21 protein-coding genes are annotated in these 19144 nt (G+C 50.9%); 14 read left to right on the top strand and 7 right to left on the bottom strand.

Going from position 1 to position 19144, the window contains the following annotated elements; translation table 11 throughout:
- Positions 1-24: 24 nt before the first annotated feature.
- The 3 genes from CBE73_RS04460 to CBE73_RS04450 are packed head-to-tail and all read right to left on the bottom strand — an operon-like array spanning position 25 to position 1485.
- On the bottom strand, positions 25-534 hold the full coding sequence (locus CBE73_RS04460) for a hypothetical protein (protein WP_094093180.1): 510 nt from the start codon (positions 532-534) through the stop codon (positions 25-27).
- Positions 535-540: 6 nt separating this feature from the next.
- Positions 541-987 (bottom strand): hypothetical protein, encoded by a 447-nt coding sequence (locus CBE73_RS04455; RefSeq protein WP_094093179.1) that lies wholly within the window; start codon positions 985-987, stop codon positions 541-543.
- A 27-nt stretch (positions 988-1014) separates the two neighbouring features.
- Positions 1015-1485, bottom strand: a complete 471-nt coding sequence (locus tag CBE73_RS04450; RefSeq protein ID WP_094093178.1) for a hypothetical protein — start codon at positions 1483-1485, stop codon at positions 1015-1017.
- 165 nt (positions 1486-1650) lie between these two features.
- Between CBE73_RS04450 and CBE73_RS04445 the strand changes: the two genes are divergently transcribed.
- Entirely contained in the window at positions 1651-2607 is a 957-nt protein-coding gene (locus CBE73_RS04445) for a metallophosphoesterase (RefSeq protein ID WP_157739404.1), read from the top strand.
- Between the two features lie 112 nt (positions 2608-2719).
- Here CBE73_RS04445 and CBE73_RS04440 read toward each other — a convergent pair whose 3' ends face one another.
- The gene (locus CBE73_RS04440) at positions 2720-3679 is read right to left on the bottom strand and encodes a serine hydrolase domain-containing protein (protein ID WP_094093176.1); all 960 of its coding nucleotides are present in this window, start codon (positions 3677-3679) and stop codon (positions 2720-2722) included.
- A gap of 352 nt (positions 3680-4031) precedes the next feature.
- Here CBE73_RS04440 and CBE73_RS04435 point away from each other — a divergent pair, with 352 nt between their 5' ends.
- From CBE73_RS04435 to CBE73_RS04390, 10 genes are all read left to right on the top strand, one after another.
- A complete protein-coding gene (locus CBE73_RS04435) occupies positions 4032-4235 on the top strand; it encodes a hypothetical protein (RefSeq protein ID WP_373286342.1) in 204 nt (67 codons plus the stop codon).
- 26 nt (positions 4236-4261) lie between these two features.
- The gene (locus CBE73_RS04430; RefSeq protein WP_308420910.1) at positions 4262-5332 is read left to right on the top strand and encodes a hypothetical protein; all 1071 of its coding nucleotides are present in this window, start codon (positions 4262-4264) and stop codon (positions 5330-5332) included.
- The gene (locus CBE73_RS04425) at positions 5329-6522 is read left to right on the top strand and encodes a glutathionylspermidine synthase family protein (RefSeq protein WP_094093174.1); all 1194 of its coding nucleotides are present in this window, start codon (positions 5329-5331) and stop codon (positions 6520-6522) included. The genes CBE73_RS04430 and CBE73_RS04425 overlap by 4 nt, the downstream gene beginning before the upstream one ends.
- Positions 6523-7230, top strand: a complete 708-nt coding sequence (locus CBE73_RS04420) for a signal peptide protein (protein WP_373286339.1) — start codon at positions 6523-6525, stop codon at positions 7228-7230.
- Positions 7227-7619 (top strand): DUF350 domain-containing protein, encoded by a 393-nt coding sequence (locus tag CBE73_RS04415; RefSeq protein ID WP_094093173.1) that lies wholly within the window; start codon positions 7227-7229, stop codon positions 7617-7619. The genes CBE73_RS04420 and CBE73_RS04415 overlap by 4 nt, the downstream gene beginning before the upstream one ends.
- 74 nt (positions 7620-7693) lie before the next feature.
- Complete coding sequence (locus tag CBE73_RS04410; protein ID WP_342351911.1) at positions 7694-8689, top strand: potassium channel family protein; 996 nt, start codon at positions 7694-7696, stop codon at positions 8687-8689.
- Between the two features lie 122 nt (positions 8690-8811).
- A complete protein-coding gene (locus tag CBE73_RS04405; RefSeq protein ID WP_094093171.1) occupies positions 8812-9651 on the top strand; it encodes an AraC family transcriptional regulator in 840 nt (279 codons plus the stop codon).
- 107 nt (positions 9652-9758) lie between these two features.
- Entirely contained in the window at positions 9759-10967 is a 1209-nt protein-coding gene (locus CBE73_RS04400) for a multidrug efflux MFS transporter (protein WP_094093170.1), read from the top strand.
- 23 nt (positions 10968-10990) lie between these two features.
- The gene (locus CBE73_RS04395; RefSeq protein WP_229752493.1) at positions 10991-11587 is read left to right on the top strand and encodes an isochorismatase family protein; all 597 of its coding nucleotides are present in this window, start codon (positions 10991-10993) and stop codon (positions 11585-11587) included.
- Positions 11588-11760: 173 nt separating this feature from the next.
- Entirely contained in the window at positions 11761-12309 is a 549-nt protein-coding gene (locus tag CBE73_RS04390) for a polymer-forming cytoskeletal protein (protein WP_094093168.1), read from the top strand.
- Between the two features lie 250 nt (positions 12310-12559).
- Here CBE73_RS04390 and CBE73_RS22095 read toward each other — a convergent pair whose 3' ends face one another.
- Entirely contained in the window at positions 12560-12745 is a 186-nt protein-coding gene (locus CBE73_RS22095; protein ID WP_174704660.1) for a hypothetical protein, read from the bottom strand.
- 17 nt (positions 12746-12762) lie between these two features.
- Here CBE73_RS22095 and CBE73_RS04385 point away from each other — a divergent pair, with 17 nt between their 5' ends.
- On the top strand, positions 12763-13650 hold the full coding sequence (locus CBE73_RS04385; RefSeq protein ID WP_094093167.1) for an AraC family transcriptional regulator: 888 nt from the start codon (positions 12763-12765) through the stop codon (positions 13648-13650).
- Between the two features lie 124 nt (positions 13651-13774).
- Here the strand turns inward: CBE73_RS04385 and CBE73_RS04380 are convergent, their stop codons facing one another.
- Positions 13775-15847: an alpha-amylase family protein gene (locus tag CBE73_RS04380; protein ID WP_094093166.1), complete on the bottom strand. Its 2073-nt coding sequence runs from the start codon at positions 15845-15847 to the stop codon at positions 13775-13777.
- A gap of 133 nt (positions 15848-15980) precedes the next feature.
- Here CBE73_RS04380 and CBE73_RS04375 point away from each other — a divergent pair, with 133 nt between their 5' ends.
- Together CBE73_RS04375 and CBE73_RS04370 are read left to right on the top strand one after the other, a co-directional pair.
- Positions 15981-16868, top strand: coding sequence for an AraC family transcriptional regulator (locus CBE73_RS04375; protein ID WP_094093165.1), 888 nt, complete (start codon positions 15981-15983; stop codon positions 16866-16868).
- Positions 16869-16897: 29 nt separating this feature from the next.
- Positions 16898-18022, top strand: a complete 1125-nt coding sequence (locus CBE73_RS04370; protein ID WP_094093164.1) for an NAD(P)/FAD-dependent oxidoreductase — start codon at positions 16898-16900, stop codon at positions 18020-18022.
- Between the two features lie 204 nt (positions 18023-18226).
- On the opposite strand, the gene CBE73_RS04365 is transcribed toward CBE73_RS04370, so the two are convergent.
- On the bottom strand, positions 18227-19012 hold the full coding sequence (locus CBE73_RS04365; protein ID WP_094093163.1) for a lipase family protein: 786 nt from the start codon (positions 19010-19012) through the stop codon (positions 18227-18229).
- Positions 19013-19144 lie beyond the last annotated feature (132 nt).

Raw genomic sequence — 19144 nt, 5'->3', positions numbered from 1 at the left:
AGGATAAAAAAGCTTCCCCTGAACTCAGGAGAAGCTTTTTTGTGGTTCTTGCCGAAGCAGCCACTGGACGAATTTGGCTTCCAGCAGGAAATAAATGAGGTAGAAGAAAGCAGAATGGTTGATGTCCCAATCTTGCTTATACTGGTAAACGTGAAATTGTACAGCAATCCACTCCAGAAAGGTTGTAATCAAAGCCCAAATGACCACGTACAGCAGGCTCATTCCCGTATTTTCCTTCCAGAAGCTTAAGAACCAGGCGAAGAAATACCCGTATATCGGATATTGAATCACATAAATAAAGAAATCAAACAAATCATATTGCTTCGTGTCCATCGTATCGTAAAGATCCCAGGGAAAGCAAGAACCTGCCAAGCAGTCGGTACACAGACTGAAAGCAATATTATATAACATGATGGCTATGGCGGTACTGGAAGAGAATCTTTTTGGAGTCACATACATAAGCAGAGGCAGCAAAATCATGGTGACCAGTACGAGCCATTCATTTTCATCGAATTGAACAGGGGGATTTAGCATCAGAAATCACCTCTTGGAGGAATGACTTAAATAGCGAACAAGCCCCAACATGCTGGTTAGCCCAAACAGCCAGAGAACCACCGCTACCAGCGGCTGAACACTCTGGGGATGCAGCATCCGGTTCGAATAAAACAGATAAATGCCGGCTGTCAGAACAAGACTTGAAAGCAAAGCTACGCCAGCTTTCCGATACCATCCAGTTTGAATATGTATGAGATGGACAGCAACAAGCATAAGCAACGGATTCATCAGATTAAAATAAACTAAATAGGGCCAAAGAGTGGTCCAGTTGTATGGTCTTTTGATCACAGCGTGATTGGACACAACCATAAACAGTTCATTGACCACAACGCCAAACATCCAGGCAATAAGGGTGTTTTTTCGCTCTAGAGTATGGATCTTGAATAACCCAATGAGGGACAGAAAGACGACAATCAATTCCACATATAACATGATCAGAATCCTCTTTCTCTTGTGGAGTCAGGTGGAGTCAGGCAAACGTTTGAGCCATAAATGGAGCCGGATTTGCAGAATCAGCAGGTAATAAATAAACGGATAAAGACAGAAGGAACAAAATAAATCCCAGTGCATGTGCCAGATAATGCCTGACTTAATAGCAAGCCCTTCATAGAGAGTGGAGAAAATAGACCAGCCCAGCAGGTAAAAAATTTGTATGATCACTCCACCTTTGAAGGGGAACAAATTAACAATGAGAATGGCAAAAGCGGGGTAAATGCCCAAAATGACGAAAAGGGAGCTGTATTCAACTTGGTTAATGTCAAAGAATCCCCACGCTAAATAACGAAAGCTGGCAAAGCTGTCGGAGAGGTTTTGAGCAAACAAACCAAACAGCACATTCGTATACAGCACATCCCAAGGCAGGTTTTTCTTCATCAAGAAAACGACCGGCCAGATGATTACAAAAGTGATCCCCATAAGTGCCCATGCCATACTCTTCCCTCTTTCATCCTTCGAAATTCCTTCTTACAGGGTTCCATTAGTATGGGCGAGCCATTGCTGTTTTATAACGGAAAAAGAAGATGGTTATTTTCTGCCGGATTTGGAAAAGTAAACAGAGGAAATAAGTTGTTGAATTCATGGAAGGGGACTTCTCAGATGAAAGGGAAACGCATCTACAAGCTTCTTAGAATCGCTGCTGCTTGCTTCATTCTGGCTGTCGGTCTCCATATTCCAGGACATGAGGCCGGGGCACAAGCAGAGGATCCGTTTGATTTCTCGATGGTCTGGATGTCGGATACGCAGTATTATTCGGAAAGTTATCCTGAAATTTATAACGCGATGGTCAATTGGACAGTCCTGCATCAGGAGGAGCAGAAGATCAAATACGTCGTCCATACGGGGGATATTGTGAACCATTGGGCAGAAGGCACGCAGTGGGAGAAGGCCGATTTGGCGATGCAGGTGCTGGAGCAGGGCAAAATTCCATACGGGGTTCTGGCGGGCAATCATGATGTGAGCGATTCCGGGAAAAATGATGTCAATTACCGCAAATGGTTTGGTGCGAGCCGCTTCAAGAAAAGCCCCGTTTATGGCCGTTCTTATGAGAACAACCACGGACATTATGATCTGATTACGGAAGGGAACATGAAATTTGTAGTCGTTTATATGGGCTGGGGAATAGGGCAGCGGGAGCTGGCATGGATGAACAAAGTGTTGTCTAAATATTCGGACCATAAAGCCATTCTGGCATTTCATGAGTACCTGCTGGCAGATGGTCAGCGTTCTCAAGTGGCGGAGCAAGTTTACAACAAAGTGGTAATTCCAAACCGCAACGTCTTTGCTGTGCTTTGCGGTCATTACCACAGCTCCCAGCTGAAAGTAGATGAACTGGATGATAATCAGGACGGCCACAAGGACCGGAAGGTATATCAGATTCTGGCGGATTACCAGGAGGCCAGCAAAGGTGGAGAGGGTTTTATGAGACTGCTTCAGTTTGATCTTAAACACCAGAAGATGCATGTTCGGACCTATTCCCCTTATCTGGATCGGTACAATTACTATTCTCCTGAGAAATATCCTCAGAAAGACGAGTTTGTCGTTGATCTTACCTAGGAGCGTGTGTCAATCTGTGCCTAAGGAGAACAGCACACCGGCTGGGCCGGTGTGCTGTTCTTTTTGATGGCTTGTTGGATTGAAGCGGAAGCGGCCGTTTCCCGTTATCGTGTTATCGTATGTCGGAAACCGGTTCTCCAATGAGCAGCGGTGCGATAAATGCCCGGAATACATCCGGGTATTTGCTGTTCTTCCGATTGTCGTGGGTGAGCACGACAACCATATCCAGCTTAGGAATGACATGTACAAACTGACCGCCAAATCCACGCGCATAGAAATACTCGAAGGAAGCGGCCGGGTCAGACAGGTCGTCACCGGGGTAAGTATCCGCCCACCAGTGCCAGCAGTAATACCCCCGCCAGGGATCGTTGACAGCGATAGCCGGCTGGACGGACCGCTCCAGAAGCGGGCTTGAGATCAAAGGTTCGCCCTGCCACCGTCCCTTGTCCAGGTATAGCTGGCCGAATTTCATTAAATCTGCCGGACGAAGCTTTAAGCCGAATCCGCCGGTGTGGACGCCCTGAGGATCGGTTTCCCATTCGTAATGATTGATGCCCAGCGGACCAAACAAATATTTTTCCGCAAAATCTGCCGTGGACATTCCTGAAACCTGCACCAGTATATGCGACAGCATTTGGGAGACACCCGAATTATATTCCATTCTTGTACCGGGCTCATCTGCCAAGGGCTGGTCCAGCACATAGGCAATCCAGTCAGGAGTGCGGGTCATGTGAGGAAAGGAATTTTTGCCGCCGAATTCTGTCCAGCTGAAGCCGGCTGTCATCGTCAGCAGATGCTCCAGCGTGATCTTCTGCTTGCGGGAGTCTTCTGCTGAGGCCAGCTGCGGGAAGAAAGCGGAGGCCGGCGTGGACAGCGCAGGCAGCAGCCCCTGATCCATGGCGATGCAGAGCAGGGAGGAGAGAATGCTTTTGGTGCAGGAATTAATTTTGGCCGTTTCCCGAAAGGTTTGAGGTCTTCTATAATGCTCGAAGATCAGCTTACCTTGTTGTTGAATCAGACAGCTTCTTAAATTCACGGGGGCGATCGCCGAAGATAGCTGAGTAAGGTCCATCTATATCCATCCTTTATTTTTATGTATAGGGAAGTGGTTGTATTGTCCTTGTCTATAAAAGTTCTAGGTACCTGAAAAATTACCCTGCCAGCAGCAAATGTAACCTGTCCATTATATTGCCTTTCATTCGGGTTCGGCTATTCGCTGGGCATGAACGAGGATTGCTGGAGTAGGATGAGTAAAAATTTCCAATTGCCAAGCTGTTCCGGAGTCTCTATGCTAGAATGGGAGGTATTCCCAATATTAATAGGACTTTTTCCACCTGAAAAGCTTGGCGGATGAAACGAAGAAGGCTCCAGGACGTATAAGGTAGGTAATGATTTATATAGGGGGAAGTCATGTGGAACAGCAAATGAGCGTAGTTTTATTTGAGAAGCTGCCGGACGGTGAGGTCCGGGAAATGGAAGAGCGTTTATGGTCTACTAACATGATTGCGGCGCTGGAGCATGTCAATTATTTGATCGTAGGCGGTAGCGAGTATGAAACGGTGGAAGGCAGATTAAACGTGGATGAGGGCAAACTGGAGCTTCTGCTCGTGCCAGTGCGGCACGGGTAAGGAAGCTCGGCAGGGAGGAATCCGAGTTGATAGAGAAGAACGCACAGAACAAATTACGGGCTGAAGAAAAGCTCGACGGACAGATCAAAGAAGAACAGTACTACGGACAGATCAAAGAACAACAAACTAACGAGCAGATGATTGAACAGCTCAAGCGGCATATGGCTGGACCGCTGCGGGGAGCTGAAGGGAATCAAACTGAAGTTGATCAAACCGCAGGGAATCAAATTCAAACAGGTAGAACGATGGAACAACGCCAAGAATCAGGCGCTGAACTAGAGGACGCCATCACAGGCTCAGAACCGCATCAGCCGGACATAAGCTCAGCTGTGAACGCCTCATCCTCTACACATGCGTCTCCGGTTTCTCCGGCTTCCAGGCTGTTTACCCCTGAAGGCAAACCGGTGCGCGTCTTATCGACCTCGCTTGGGATCGCCCTTCTGGCCAATGCGATCTTTATGCCGGGCGCGGCCTATTCGGCAGACAGCACGAATTCTTCGGCAGATGCGCCGAAGCTGGTATCCTGGTCGACAGAAGAAGTCAAAGCGTATTTCGATCAAAATGTTGACTGGAACATTCCGCTTCCTGCTTCCATCGAAGGCGGGGATGCCGCACAGCCGTCAGGCTCGGCTGAGCCGTCGGAATCCCCGGAGCCAGGTGCTGCCGGCTCCGGAGGAACAACCATCGTCAACAACTACGGAAGTGCAGGTTCCGGCTTCGGCTGGGACGACCTGCTGCTGTACCACCTGCTCTTTAACAGCGGGGGCGGTTATTCCTCAAGCGGCTGGTACAACGACCACCGCGGTTACTACACAGGCACAAGCACACCGTATAAACCGCGCAGCTATTCCAGCGGCTCGTTCCAGAACAAATCAACCGTAGGTTCGGTTGTGAAACCCAAAACGTCGACGACGACAAGCGGCTCCATTACTAGACGTTCCACGTCCGCGTCGCCGGGAGGCATCGGCGGGAAGTCGAGCGGACTTAGTTCCGGCAGCTCGAGCAGCTCCAGCAAAAGCTCCTCGACGGGATCCATTACGAGATCCGGCAGCTCAAGTTCCGGCACTAAATCGAGCGGAGGATTTTTCGGCGGATGAGCGGCGTCTTTGAAGTGATCGGAACGCCGCACCCCGACCGGGAGAGCCGGGTCAAGGAGCTGGCTGAGCTGGGGTTTGCCTGGGCCGACCTGGAGGACGAAGCTTATTGGATCGACCAGATGGTGCTGATGCCTGAAGCACTGTATGAAGAGCTGGTCGAAGCCTCGGAGAAGCTGTGGGCGATTCTCGATAAAGCCGCCCGGTATGTCTACCGCCGCCGTGATTTGTATGAGCTGATCGGCATTCCGCCTATTTTATGGGAGATGCTCGATCTGGCCCCGCTTGCTGAACCGGGACTCATCAGCCGGTATGCGCGTTTTGACTTTGCGATCGCAAATGACGGAACGATCAAGCTGCTGGAGCTGAATGCGGATACGCCGACGGGTTACGTGGAGGCGTCGATCGCTACGCCGTGGATGGCCGCGCAGGCCGGCTTGGCTTCGCCGAACAGCCGGATGAAAGAGCTTGTGGCGGAAGCATGGGCGGTTGAACGCCCGGATACTGCGGCTTGTGTAGCCTATGGCTGGCACACGGAGGACTCGGGAACGATCGAGGCTCTTGTCCGACACAGCGGGCTGGACGTAACCTGCGAAGACTGTCTTGAGCTCTGGATCGATAATGGGATCGTTAAGACTAAAGACGGCCGAGCTATTGAACGGATGTTTGCCTTATACCCAAAGGAATGGATGATGGTGGATGACGCCGGTGAGGCGCTGTCATACGCGATTGAAACGGAACGTCTGCACATTTTTAATCCGCCTCACAGCATTCTGCTTCAGTCCAAGGGCCTGCTTGCTGCGGTTTGGGGGCTTTATGAGCTGGGCCTGCTGTTTGATGAGGAGGAAAGGGAGGCGATCTCCCGTTATGTTCTGCCTACATACAACAAACCGGTATTTTCAGGCAGCTTTGTGTCCAAGTCGATGTTTGGGCGCGAGGGAGGTTCCGTACGCCTGTTTGACTCGGCCGGCAAGCTGGAGCTGGAGGACCAGGAGGGATTTGACGGCAGTGTGCTGTTCCCTACGGTCTATCAGAAAAGGGCGGAGCTGGCGAAGATCGATACGGCTGAAGGAGAGTTTCACCTGCTGACCGGCATGTTCGTCATCAACGGAAAGCCCTGCGGCATGTTGGGAAGAGCGGGCGGACAGATTACGGGGAATGCCAGTCATTTTATCGCGTTGGGAGTGAAATGAATGTTGCTTAGTGAAGGAAATACGACGAAAATGGACCGGGGAACATCCAAAGCGGCTAAACGTCCAAAGCAGAAGCGAATCGGCCTGATCTTTGCCGTCCTCCTGATGGCTGGAGCCTTAAGCGCCTGCTCTTCGGATACGGAAAGCGTGTTTTCAACCTCGCAGAACGGAACCGAAGCCGCTGCAGGAGAAACAACTTCGGCAACGTCGCGTGTGCCATGGGATTACCGGGTACAGGAGACAACGGTCGGAGATCTGGTGGGTAGCGACATGACGATATTACCGGATAACGAGCTGCTTCCGAATGATGAGAATTATGCGACCGGAGACAAGGTTTGGGTGCTGCAGTTTATGGACGCCGAGCTGACGACTGATGAGAACAACAAAAACGATATTCGGCTGTCCTCCTGGAGCTCGCTCAAAACCTATAAAGACGAAGCTTCCGCGAACAAGGATCTGGAGCAGCTGAAGGTGTCTGTCACAACGGACGTCAAGCTGGTCGGGGTATACAAAACGTCTTATCAGGGCAAGACGCGGAATTTTGCCGTCATCGAGCTGCCTTCGGGCAACCGGGTGAAGCAGCCGATTGACGATGCGAGATATACTAAGATGGAGAAGGAGAAGAATGTCTCCGTCAATCTGGAGGAAGTACATGATTTTGCCGATTATGATCTGGCATATGCGAAATTTCGGGGGTGGGCTAATTGACGATTGTCGTTAATATTGTGGTAAGTGTTATAGTCATGATTATTCTGCAGCTGCTGGGTATGTTTATTTTCAGCCTGATCACGCCATTTAAAGACATGGATGAGCTTAGAAAAGGCAACACAGCGGTTGCGCTGGCCTTTGGCGGCAAATTTCTGGGCACGGCCATTATCCTCGGTATTTCCGCTTATACGAATACCTCTATTTGGCACATGATGTTATGGTTTGCCGTCGGATATGTCTGCCTGGTGGCTTCTTATTGGATCTTTGAACTGGTTACGCCTGGCCTTAAAATTTCCGATCATCTAAAGCAGGGGAACATTGCGGTAGGAGCACTGCTGTGCATGGTCTTCATCGGTACGGCTTTTGCGGTAAGCAGCCTGATTATTTAAATCACCCGGAAGCTCTGCGCTAGGGATGATATAGTGAGGGAAGGTGTAGTTGGTTGCTTTTCTTGCTTAAGGTTATGACAAAAATGGGCCAGCTCCGCAAAACCTCCATCGTACTGGTGGTACTCGGTTTTGTGGTGCTGAGCGCCACCATTGCGTTTGTGCTGGAGCCTGATACTTTCACGAACTGGTTTAACGCGCTTTATTGGGTGCTGACTACGATGGCCACGGTCGGATATGGCGATTATTTCGCCAAGACGCCTGCGGGGAAGGTGTTTACCATCTTCCTCTACGTGTTCGGGATCGGACTGCTCAGCTTGGTGATCGGCAAGGTCATCGATTCGATTGCAAGCCTTCAGCGGCAGAGAGGGGCGGGGACATTGACCTTCCGCGGAGACAATCATATTATCATCATTAATTGGAGCAAAAAGGCGCGGGCGGCAGTGGAAGAAATTCTCGCCTACTCTCCCGATGCCCATATCGTCATCATTGACGAATCCAGCCGCCACCCGCTGGAGTATCTTCATCAGGTGCATTTTGTGAGCGGCGATCCGGCTTCGGATGAGGTGCTGGAGAAAGCGAATATCAGGGCGTGCCGGGCGGCCATTATTTTCGCCGATTCCAGGATTGAAGAGACGTCGCTGATTGACGGGAAATCGCTTCTGATCGTCTCCAGTATTGAACGATTGGCCAGTCATGTACATACAACGGTGGAGATTACCCAGGAGAAGAACATCCAGAACTTCAAGCATGCCCAGGTGAACGAATTTGTGCTGTCCCACGATGCGATCTCCAGGCTGGCGGTCCGCTCGGCCCTGCAGGAGAGCAATCCGGACATTATCCAGCAGCTGCTGAGCCGCAGCTATGGCAGCGATATTTACGAGGTTCCGGTCCAGTCCGGCTGGAGAACCTACGGTGACGCATTTACGGCGCTGCTGCAGCAGGGGGCGACGCTGCTGGCTGACCGGAGCGATCTGGGCATCAACCGCAAGTTAGATGAACCGATTCCGGCGGAAGCCAAGCTGTATATGGTGTCGGACGGGGAAACGTATCGCAGGATTACGGGAAAATAAGGTAGCCGATCGGCGGCAGGCCGGCAGGCAGCAACAAGCTAAAGACGTTAGGCAGCTTTAATCAGCTGGCTGACGTCTTTTATTTACGGGCAAAGCAAAATGGCCGCGAGAGGATAGAATCGATGAATATCAATAACCTGTATTTTCATATTCATTATTGCAATTTCCGGCAGTCGGAGAAAGATCAGCTGAAATCGGTGAAGATCAGCCGGACCTTGGCGCATCACGAGCTGGTGTTGATCAGCGAAGCTAAAGGTTTTTTTATCGTGGATAAGAAGGAATACGAACTCAAGGACGGGATGCTGCTGTATATCGCCCCTAATGTGGCCCATACGCTTGAAACCGGCCCTGACAGCCCTGTACGGTTAATGACCGTTCATTTCAGTTTTACAAGGGTGAACTTCAGCGAAGAAGGCTGGGAGCTTCAGGAGGAGAGCCGGGTTTTACCGTTTCAGCCGGTGCAGCAGATTAAGGACTTTTATCAGATCGAGGATGCGTTCAAGAAGCTTTGCGAAAGCTGGTACGGCAAACTGCCCGGTTACGAGTTCACGTCACGGACGCTGCTTCAGCAGCTGTTCATCACCCTTTATCAGGGGATCAAAAAAGATCAGCTGAACCAGCAAAATTATTCGGCTTCATTAAAGGTGGAGAAAATCATCGCCTACATGCATGAGCATTTAACCGGCAAAATAACGCTCGCCGAGCTGTCTGAACTGGTTCAGCTGTCGCCAGCTTATTTGTCCAGAACGTTTAAGGAAATGACCGGTTATTCGCTGATCGAGTTCTTTAACAAGCTGAAGATGGACAAAGCCAAGGAGATGCTAATCGAGGGCAGTCCCAAGATCAAAGAGGTGGCGGGAGCACTGGGTTATAGCGACGAATTCTATTTCAGCAGGCTGTTCAAGAAAAGCGAGGGGCTCAGTCCTTCGGAATTTTACAGCAAAAATGTCCATGGAGTTTAAAATTTTGCATGGTTTAAGGCCTTTCTTATTGCTAGAATGAGGACGTGATTGTACAGTGCGATCAAGCGGCCGCTAACATCGTAACTAGCAGAAGGAAGGCCTTAGGTATGCCTGTTTGGAAAAGAAATTTGTTTATATGCTGGTTCGGCATGTTCGTCACCGGAATAGGGATGAGCCAGATTGCACCGATTCTGCCGCTCTATATTAAACAGCTGGGCGTGCAGGATTCGAGCGCCATTACCCAATTTACGGGTTTGGCTTTCGGAATTACTTTTATTGTTTCGGCGATTTTTTCCCCGATTTGGGGCATTGCCGCTGATAAATTCGGACGCAAACCGATGCTGCTCCGTGCGAGCCTGGGGATGGCCATCGTCGTTGGCTGCATGGGATTTGCACATAACGTATACGAATTGATTGGACTTCGTTTGCTGCAGGGCATCATTACGGGATACAGCACGGCGTGTACTACGCTGATTGCAACTCAAACGGATAAAGAACACTCCGGCTGGGCGCTCGGCACGCTCTCTACTGCCAATATTTCCGGTTCTTTATTGGGACCGACCATAGGCGGGTTTATTGCGGAGCATTTTGGTCTGCAAAATTCATTCTTCGTTACGGGCGGATTAATGCTGGTCGCCTTTGTTACCACCTTGTTATTTGTACAGGAATCTTTTACAAGACAGCATAAACATGCTCCGCGGATGAAAGAGGTCTGGGGCAGCGTACCTCAAAAAGAATTGACGATAACGCTGTTCATCACCGGTTTCGTATTAACGATTGCGATGTATTCGATCGAACCGATCCTAACCGTATACGTCACCCAGCTGTCCGGAAATGCGACACATGCGGCTTTAATTGCTGGTATTACGTTCTCGGCGTCTGGACTTGCGAATATTATAGCGGCGCCCCGGCTTGGGAAGCTGTCTGACCGGACAGGAGCCCATAAAATCATCCTGGTATCACTGATCGTATCGGGAATTATCTTCATCCCCCAAGCCTTTGTCAGCAATCCGTGGGAACTGGCGGGTCTGCGGTTCATGCTTGGGCTTGCCGCAGCTGGTCTGAGCCCTTCTGTAAATACGCTGCTTAAAAAAATCACGCCGGACACCCTGACCGGCCGGGTCTTCGGCTTCAACCAGGCGGCAACGTATTTAGGCGCCTTTGCCGGTTCGGTATTCGGCGGCCAGGTAGCCGGCTGGTTCGGCTTCCGGTCGGTCTTTTTCATCACCAGTGCGCTATTATTATTAAATGCCTTATGGGTTTATCTGAAAGTATTTCAAAAGCTGAATAAGAACCGCCAGGCCAATCATGGCTAATCATGCTAGAGGGAGAGAATAACTTGACTCAATCCAATATTAATTCTAATCAACAGCTGGACCCGCAAACAACGGCGCTGGTCGTGATCGATCTGCAGAAAGGTGTAGCCATCCCGGGCCGTCAGACAGCGCCTTATCCGGTGGATCAATTAGTCGAACAGACAACGAAGATGGCGGAGGCTTTTTCCGAGAAAGGCGCTTTTGTCGTGCTCGTAAGAGTCACCAGCCTGGACGGCAAAGACATGCTTCATCCGGCAACTGATCATGAGCCGCATTCCATGCAGCTGCCTGAAGGCTGGGATGAAATTGTGCCTGAACTGGCTGACATTCCAAATGCCCATGTTGTGTCCAAACGGCAGTGGGGCGCTTTCTATGGCACTGATCTGGATCTTCAGCTGCGCCGCCGCGGTATTAGGACGATTGTGCTGTGCGGACTTTCCACTTCCATCGGCGTAGACACGACCGCGAGAGAGGCGTTCCAGCATGGGTATGATCAGATTTTTGTCGAGGATGCCATGACGGCCACAGCTCAAGAGGAGCATGATTACGTGGTCAAAACGGTTTTCCCGAGATTAGGCAAAATCCGGACGGCAGAACAAGTAATAGCCGCGCTTGGCTAATCGGATAGCCAATCATTTCGTTCCAAGACAATCGTAGTATCGCAAAAAGAAAGTGTTCACGGGCAGCAAGCCTGTGAGCATTTTTTTATATTGGTTGTGAAATTAATCACTTACTTGTTATGCCCGTTCTATTTATAATTCTCTCAGATACAACATTAAGGGGGAATTGAACAATGAAAGTAATTAAAGGTTTGGTAGTTATGGGAATTGCGGCCGCAGTGCTGGCGGGATGCGGTTCAAACAACAACAATGCGGCAAACACTCCGGCAAGCACGGCAGCAGAGCAAACGGACGCTGTCACCACCGCTTCCATCGTCAATCAGGCCGATCCGTTTATTTCCGCAGTGAGTGATAAAGGTAACTGGATTGTAGCGATTCTGAATGACCTTACCGTAGATAAGGAAGTGACGGTATCCGGCGAATTCCATGATAAAGGCGCTGCTGAGAATGCCATTTACCGCAAATTGGCGCTTTATTCCCAGGATGAGAATCATAACATTACGGCTTCTTATACGCTGACTGTACCAAAAATGACTGTGCAAAGCGAAAACTTCAAAATTCAGGGCGGTACGTTGAAAGGTGATGTCTATGTAGAAGCTAACGGTTTCTCACTGGACAAAACGGCAACCATTGACGGAAACCTCTACTTCAAGAGCGCAGATCTGCAAAGCACAGCCGTGATTGACGGTAAAGTGACCGGTGCAACTGAAGTGAAAGAATAAAGACGCAAGAATACAAGGGAGAGAATAGGAAGCTCAAACTGGAAAGCTTCACTACCAGTCGTAAACCGGCAGACTAGCCTGTGGACCAACCGCTTTAAACAGCGGTTTTGGTTTACGGGCTATTTTTGTTCTAGCCGATGTTTATCGGATTTTTATAGGAGATTAGCAGGTCAGCGGGTTAGCAGGTCAGCAGGTCAGCCGTTTTCATCACTGTTAGTCCGGCTGCTTTTTATGTTATATTCCAGTTAACTTAATCTGCTGCATAATCGGTTTCTTCACTGGTTTCTTCGCTGCATTCTCCACTGGTTTCGCCGTGGTTGCTTCGCGTATCCTCGCGGCTTCTCATCGGTTCCTCGATGTTTCCCTCGAAGGTCCTCCGCGATTTTGGTGCACCAACTGTCGGATGCGCGTTCACCTTGTTTGTTAAGCTGTTCATGAGGAAAGGAGGGCGAAATGAATACTTTGGAGCCTATGAATCAGGCCATGGTTTATATCGAAGAGAATCTGGCCGGGGAGATCGATTATAAGGAAATAGCGAGGCTGGCCTTATGTTCGGAGTATCACTTTAAACGTATGTTTTCCTTCCTGTCCGGGATTCCCTTGTCGGAATATATCCGGCGCAGAAGATTAACCCTGGCGGCTGTTGATTTGCAGCACACTGCAAACAAAATCATTGATATTGCTCTGACTTATGGTTATAACTCCCCGGATGCCTTCACGAAAGCCTTTCAGAATTTCCATGGGGTAACGCCTTCGGATGCCAGGGCCAAAGGTAAAGATCAGCCGCTGAAATCCTTTCCCCGAATGACGTTTCAATTAACGATTAAGGGAGGAAAAGAAATGAACTACCGTATCGTAGAACAAGAGGCTTTCCGAATCGCCGGTCTGAAGAAAAGGGTACGGATCCAATTCGAGGGCGTCAATCCGGAGATAGCTTCCATGTGGGAGAGTCTGGATGAAGCTAAAATCAAACGTCTCAAAGAGCTGTCGGGCAGAGAACCGTATGGGCTGATCAGCGCTTCTACGAATTTTTCAGAGGGCCGGATGGAGGAGCAGGGCGAATTGGACCATTTCATTGGGGCAGCCACAACGAAAGCTTGTCCGGAGGATATGGACTGCCTTGAAGTTAACGCCGGAACATGGGCCGTCTTTACGGCGGTGGGTCCATTCCCTCAAGCGCTGCAGGAGGTATGGGGCCAAATTTATGCCGAGTGGTTTCCGTCCTCGGGCTACGAAGCAGCGGAAGGGCCGGAAATACTGTGGAACGAAAGCAGCGATGTTTCGTCGCCGCATTTTAAGAGTGAGATTTGGATGCCTGTCAGACGTACGGTCAGAGATTAGCTGAAACGAAAGTCTTGCAAGCCTAGACACTTAGTTGATTAAAAGAGCCATCCGCCGAAGCGGATGGTTTTTAAATTTCCGGCTGACCGATATCGACCGTTATGACGGACAAGCCGGACTCCCTTTAAAACTGAAGCACGACCATTTGATGGCAGGACCAGGCCGGAATCGAACAGGTAACAATGCCTCTATTCTGCCGGAAAGGAAGAGAAGTACCTTGTGGGGCCAAATAAACTTGTTTTACTTCCTCAGTTACAGCAGCGGACAATCTGGTATCGGCCAGAACAGGCAGATCTTCGATCACCTCTACGTTTTGTCCCCTTCTTACAGGTGGACCGTATAACAAGTGAGCGACCCAGCGGTTGTCGGCGTTCTGCTGCTGCAGGGTAACGATGCCTTGGGCGGGGAGGTTGACCTCTATCGTTTTACCACCTGAACCGCCTGAATCATCTGAATCACCTGAACCTTCTAGTTTATCTGATCTATCTGAACCATCCGGACCATCTGATCCAGCGGGTGCGGCAGTTGCAGATGCCAGCAGGCGGTCCAGCGCGTACTTCACCATTTCCTTAACCGGAAGGCTTCCTTTCAGGGCATAATCCTCGAAGAGGTTCCAGGTGATATAAATACCGTTCGGTCCTTCGGTCATGCCGGGACCAGCTTCCTTCAGATTAGAGGGAGTATGCTGATGAGAAGAGAACGTGAACAGGTCCCGATTGAAATAAGGATTTTCCCTTTGAGCCAGTTGGACTCCGTTAGGAGCAAGAGTCACGTCCTGGCCTTCCGTGTACACGACGAACGACGAACCGCGCAGGGAAGGAAGTTCAAACTCAGGGCGCATATAGCTGGGTTTGAAGCTGGAGTTATCCTGCCATACGGCGCCAAGCTCGAGCTCAAACCGGCTTCCATCCGGCGCCAGCCCCGACCGTCCGGTGGCCAGCACCTTGCCGCCGCTTTCCAGAAACACGTTTAGTTTGGCTTTAAGCGGCTCCGTTACCGCGATGGAGTCCGGCAGAATCATCACTTTATAAGAACTCCAATCGCTTTCTGTATCCACGACGTCAAACAAATAGTGTCCCTCAAGTAAAATCCGTACGGCTCCCGTGTCCCCGGCCCCAAGGTCGGCTTCCGGCCGTCCGAAGCTATGGCCGGCCGCTTCAGCGGACAGAAGGGCTACGTCCGCTATGGAGACGGCGTCCCGGCACCATTGTTCCTTTGCTTCAACTTCGCGGTAGGCTTCTCCGATCAGCGAATAGGTGGCGGGGTCCATCATCCCGGCCGGATGCAGCTGATCGCCGATCGAGCAGCGGGCGCCATTGGCCAGACTCAGCGCCGTTTCATAGCGGAGCGCGTTCGGATGCTTGAACCCGCCGAATTCTCCCCAGGACAGATGGAATTTGCCTGTCATGCCCTGAAAGTCCACACCTAATCCTTGGGCGTACCTGGCCGATAAAGGGAAATGATCATATCCCCAGCCGCCGGTCGGCAAAGATTCAAGCTCCAGGTGCGTATTCAGATGAACCAGATCTCGTCTTCCCCTGGATACATGGCTGCTGTTATGAAACACGGGCAGCCCGGGCTTCAGCGCATGGACCGTTTCATTCATACGGTTGGCATAATTCGCATACGTTTCCTCCCACATCACCTTCATGTCCTCTTCGCAGCGCGGGTCAGACCCGCGTCTGCGAATTTCAGCCACACAAAATTGGCAGTAACATTCCCTTACCCCCACAATGTCCAGGAAGATCCCGTCGGCGTCATAATGGGCGACAACTTCGTGTACCTGTGCCGCCAGAAGGTCCAGATAGAGGGTATTCATGCAAAATTGGTGGTACCCTGGCGTCATAAAATCCGATACCCAGCTGATTCGCTCCTGCTGATCCCGAATCAGCCATTCCGGATGCCTGCGGGCGAGCTTCTCGTCCAACCCGGCCGACAGATAAACCGGCGTTTTGACGCCGATTTCATGGGCCGCTTCAATCTGCGCACCCAGCAGGTCAAAAGATAAATGCGGGTGTGTCTCATTAGCTGAAGACGGGTGATAAGCCCAGCCATGATGGCATTTGGCGAACACCGTAATCGAATCGACGTGTCCCAGCTTCAGCATGTCCTGAAACTGCTGTTTGGAGAAGCTTTGACCAATCCCTTCGATAGCTTCGGAGGTATGAAAATCCAAATGAACTTGACGAAATCTCATTATCGCTTATCCCCTTATCGTCATAAATTAACAGATGATATCTACCACTTTACCTGAACCACGCACCTGATAAAGCTGACAATCTCTACTTCATATAGTACAATTTCTACATCTTTGGATAGAGGGTGATGGGATGCAGATGCTGCAGCTGGACGTACCTCCTTTTCCCCTTCTGGCAGCGGTGGGGCAAACGGTCTGGCCGCCGGGAATTACACACGCCGAGCGGTGCTTTGAAGCGTACGATTTGATCTTGTGCTCCAAGGGTATGCTGTACATGGAAGAAAATGGCGTGAGATATGAGGTGGGCGAGGGTCAAATGTTGATCCTTGAACCGGGAAAACACCATCGCGGGTACCGGCCAACTGAATCGGAGACCGAGGTCTATTGGATTCACTTCCGGTATCCGCAGGGAGAAGGGGCTCGGGTATTAGATCCTGACAGCCAGTGGCAGACCCGGCTTCAGCGAACGGATCAGGACATCGAACCGCCCACCGGCGCGGTGAATATCCCGAAGTATGCGGACGTAGATATGGGAACTGTCCTGCCGCTGATTAATGAGCTGCTTGATCTGCACAACACGTTAACTTATTCCCGGACCTATGAACTGCAAATCGGCTTTGGAAAGCTGCTAATTGCACTTCAAAATGGATTAAGGGAAGGCGGCCCGCTTCCCCTTTCTTACCGGCTGAGCGAGAAGGTGGCGGCTTATCTGGCTGAAGGGCTGGAGAAGCCGTTTAATTCTGCAGAGATGGAACGAGATCTGCATTACCACTTCGATTATTTGGCCCGCTGTTTGAAGAAACATACGGGAATGAGCCCGATCGCCTTCAGGCATCATCTGCAAATCGAACGTGCGAAACGCCTGCTTGCTTATACGGATCATTCGCTTGTACGGGTAGGAGAGATGTGCGGATTTCGAGATCCTAATTATTTTACCAGGCTGTTCAAAAGGGCAGCGGCGATGACTCCCGGAGCGTATAGAAATCGGTATCAGATATTTCGCAGTAATAGCAATACTTAGCAGTAATTAATTGGAGAAGGAAGCTGAATATGCAAAAAATTATCGTGATCGGCGCCGGAATTCTAGGCGCATCAACGGCTTACCAGCTGGCCCGAAGCGGCGCGGATGTGACCATCATTGACCGGGATGAACCCGGGCAGGCGACGGATGCTGCAGCAGGCATTATTTGTCCATGGATTTCAAAGAGGCGCAATCAGGCCTGGTATAAGCTGGCCATAGAAGGGGCGCGGTTCTACCCGGCCTTGATCGCTGAACTTGAGCAGGAGGGGGAGAAACATACCGGTTACGCCCGTGTCGGCGCCCTGCGTTTGGATCCGGATATGGACAAGCTGGCCGGACTGGAGCAAATCGCCTTGCGCAGACAAGAGGAAGCTCCGGAAATGGGTGAGCTGTCACTGCTTGAGCCGGAAGAGGTGCAGCGGTGCTTCCCTCCCCTTGGCGATGCGTTCGCGGCCCTCTATGTCGAGGGCGCAGCCCGTGTGGATGGAAGGGCGCTGCGGGATGCGCTGCTTCGCTCGTCTGTCCGGCACGGAGCCAAGCAGATCAAAGGGGAGGCTGTTCTCAGCTGCGATGGAAACCGGGTAACCGGGGTGCTTGTCCAGAATCAGAAGCTCGAGGCTGACGCCGTATTGGTTTGTGCCGGGGCATGGGCCGGCAAGCTTCTTGAGCCTTTAGAGGTGGATTTTAAAGTCACTTATCAGAAAGCGCAAATTATACACCTGGGACTGGAAGAGGGAGATACTAGCCGCTGGCCTGTGGTGATGCCGCCTGGTGATCAGTACATTCTGGCTTTTCCCGACCAGCGGATCGTGATTGGAGCTACCCATGAAAATCATCCAAACGGCTTTGATACCCGGATCACAGCGGGAGGATTACAGGAAGTGCTAAACAAAGCGCTTGAGCATGCTCCAGGACTGTCAGATGGCGAGTTTCTGGAAGCGAGGGCAGGCTTTCGCCCGTTTACACCGGGATTTCTGCCCGTGATCGGTCCGCTGCCTGATTGGAAGGGGCTGTTCGTTGCCAATGGTTTAGGGGCTTCCGGACTGACCATGGGTCCATACATAGGATTGCAGTTAGCCAAGCTGGCGCTTGGCCAAAGTCCGGATCTGGATTTGGAGCCTTACAAGCTGGAGGGTGCGCTGGAAAGATTGTAACTGGAAAGCGAAAAACAGAAAAGCAGGAAAGCGGAATGCTGGAAAGCGGAATGTAGAAAAGCAGAAAAGGCTAAAGCACCGGAAGAAAGAGGATCACCTGGCAGGCAGGCGGGCGGGGGGATAAGGCTAAGATCAAGCTCACAGGAGTACATCCCAGGCGCACATCGCGAAAGCACAGCATCCCCGGTGAGACTAGCCGTCGAATTACAAAGGTACAGGGCAGAATCCGGGACAGCTGTCGTTTAATTGCCGGGCAAACTCGGGATCGAGTTTGGACAACTCGCCAAAATAACTGCCGATCACATGGTTGGGCCCAAAGGCTCCGTTAACGAAGGTTAATGGGGAGGGGGTCCGGACATGGCTGTAATAATACCTTTTCTCCCGTTTAGGCAGCTTGTATACGGCTGGCGGCGCCATCGTGACGATGTCGAACAGATTGGCGAACCGCCAGCTGTTTGGTACATATTTAGAGAACGTTTTGGCAAAAGCAGGGTCGCCTACACGCGGAGAACCAAACGTGTACAGGTAGGGCGACTTGAAAGCGGTATTCGCTGCTAGATCAAGGGCGCACAACGTAGCCAGAGCAGCTCCCAGGCTGTGGCCTGTAATAAACAAAGGTTTGTTTGCCGGGAGTTTCGCTGCGGCGTTCAGGAGTGCTTTGCGCGCTGAGGCATAAATGGAGGTAAAACCGCGATGGGTCTGGCAATCTTCCTGAATATATTTGAATTTCGTTTGCGAGGCCAGCATATCGGCGATCCAATTGGTTGTGGAGCTGGTACCGCGGAAAGCGATAATCAGCTCTTCGGGAGCTTCCAGGATGAATCCGAAGGGCTCCCATTGATGGGTGAGCGACTTGGCTTTGATGATGTGGCAGATTCGGTAAGGGGAAGGAAGGACAATCAAACCGTCTGGATTGGCAAATTGGGCGTAGGTCTGCGAACAGACGGCTGCCAAAAATATGGCCCGTTGATGATGAATGCTGCTGTTCATATGCCTCCCCCCTTCTACTCCTTTATGTATGATGGGGGAGAGGAATAGGTGACTGTCCCGTAACAATAACGATAAAAAATGTCCTATCCATTAAAAATGCCCATTTTAAGCCTGTAAAAGGCGTGAGAACGC

Source organism: Paenibacillus physcomitrellae, assembly GCF_002240225.1.
In the GTDB taxonomy this organism is placed as follows: domain Bacteria; phylum Bacillota; class Bacilli; order Paenibacillales; family Paenibacillaceae; genus Fontibacillus; species Fontibacillus physcomitrellae.
Note: the sequence above shows the minus strand (reverse complement) of the source record. Positions and strands in the feature narration are given on the sequence as shown.

Excerpts from the sequence above, each read along its gene's own strand:
- CBE73_RS04460 (WP_094093180.1), bottom strand. The coding sequence starts at position 534 with ATGCTAAATCCCCCTGTTCAATTCGATGAAAATGAATGGCTCGTACTG.
- CBE73_RS04455 (WP_094093179.1), bottom strand. The coding sequence starts at position 987 with ATGTTATATGTGGAATTGATTGTCGTCTTTCTGTCCCTCATTGGGTTA.
- CBE73_RS04450 (WP_094093178.1), bottom strand. The coding sequence starts at position 1,485 with ATGGCATGGGCACTTATGGGGATCACTTTTGTAATCATCTGGCCGGTC.
- CBE73_RS04445 (WP_157739404.1), top strand. The coding sequence starts at position 1,651 with ATGAAAGGGAAACGCATCTACAAGCTTCTTAGAATCGCTGCTGCTTGC.
- CBE73_RS04440 (WP_094093176.1), bottom strand. The coding sequence starts at position 3,679 with ATGGACCTTACTCAGCTATCTTCGGCGATCGCCCCCGTGAATTTAAGA.
- CBE73_RS04435 (WP_373286342.1), top strand. The coding sequence starts at position 4,032 with ATGAGCGTAGTTTTATTTGAGAAGCTGCCGGACGGTGAGGTCCGGGAA.
- CBE73_RS04425 (WP_094093174.1), top strand. The coding sequence starts at position 5,329 with ATGAGCGGCGTCTTTGAAGTGATCGGAACGCCGCACCCCGACCGGGAG.
- CBE73_RS04420 (WP_373286339.1), top strand. The coding sequence starts at position 6,523 with ATGTTGCTTAGTGAAGGAAATACGACGAAAATGGACCGGGGAACATCC.
- CBE73_RS04410 (WP_342351911.1), top strand. The coding sequence starts at position 7,694 with ATGACAAAAATGGGCCAGCTCCGCAAAACCTCCATCGTACTGGTGGTA.
- CBE73_RS04405 (WP_094093171.1), top strand. The coding sequence starts at position 8,812 with ATGAATATCAATAACCTGTATTTTCATATTCATTATTGCAATTTCCGG.
- CBE73_RS04400 (WP_094093170.1), top strand. The coding sequence starts at position 9,759 with ATGCCTGTTTGGAAAAGAAATTTGTTTATATGCTGGTTCGGCATGTTC.
- CBE73_RS04390 (WP_094093168.1), top strand. The coding sequence starts at position 11,761 with ATGAAAGTAATTAAAGGTTTGGTAGTTATGGGAATTGCGGCCGCAGTG.
- CBE73_RS22095 (WP_174704660.1), bottom strand. The coding sequence starts at position 12,745 with ATGAACAGCTTAACAAACAAGGTGAACGCGCATCCGACAGTTGGTGCA.
- CBE73_RS04385 (WP_094093167.1), top strand. The coding sequence starts at position 12,763 with ATGAATACTTTGGAGCCTATGAATCAGGCCATGGTTTATATCGAAGAG.
- CBE73_RS04380 (WP_094093166.1), bottom strand. The coding sequence starts at position 15,847 with ATGAGATTTCGTCAAGTTCATTTGGATTTTCATACCTCCGAAGCTATC.
- CBE73_RS04375 (WP_094093165.1), top strand. The coding sequence starts at position 15,981 with ATGCAGATGCTGCAGCTGGACGTACCTCCTTTTCCCCTTCTGGCAGCG.
- CBE73_RS04370 (WP_094093164.1), top strand. The coding sequence starts at position 16,898 with ATGCAAAAAATTATCGTGATCGGCGCCGGAATTCTAGGCGCATCAACG.
- CBE73_RS04365 (WP_094093163.1), bottom strand. The coding sequence starts at position 19,012 with ATGAACAGCAGCATTCATCATCAACGGGCCATATTTTTGGCAGCCGTC.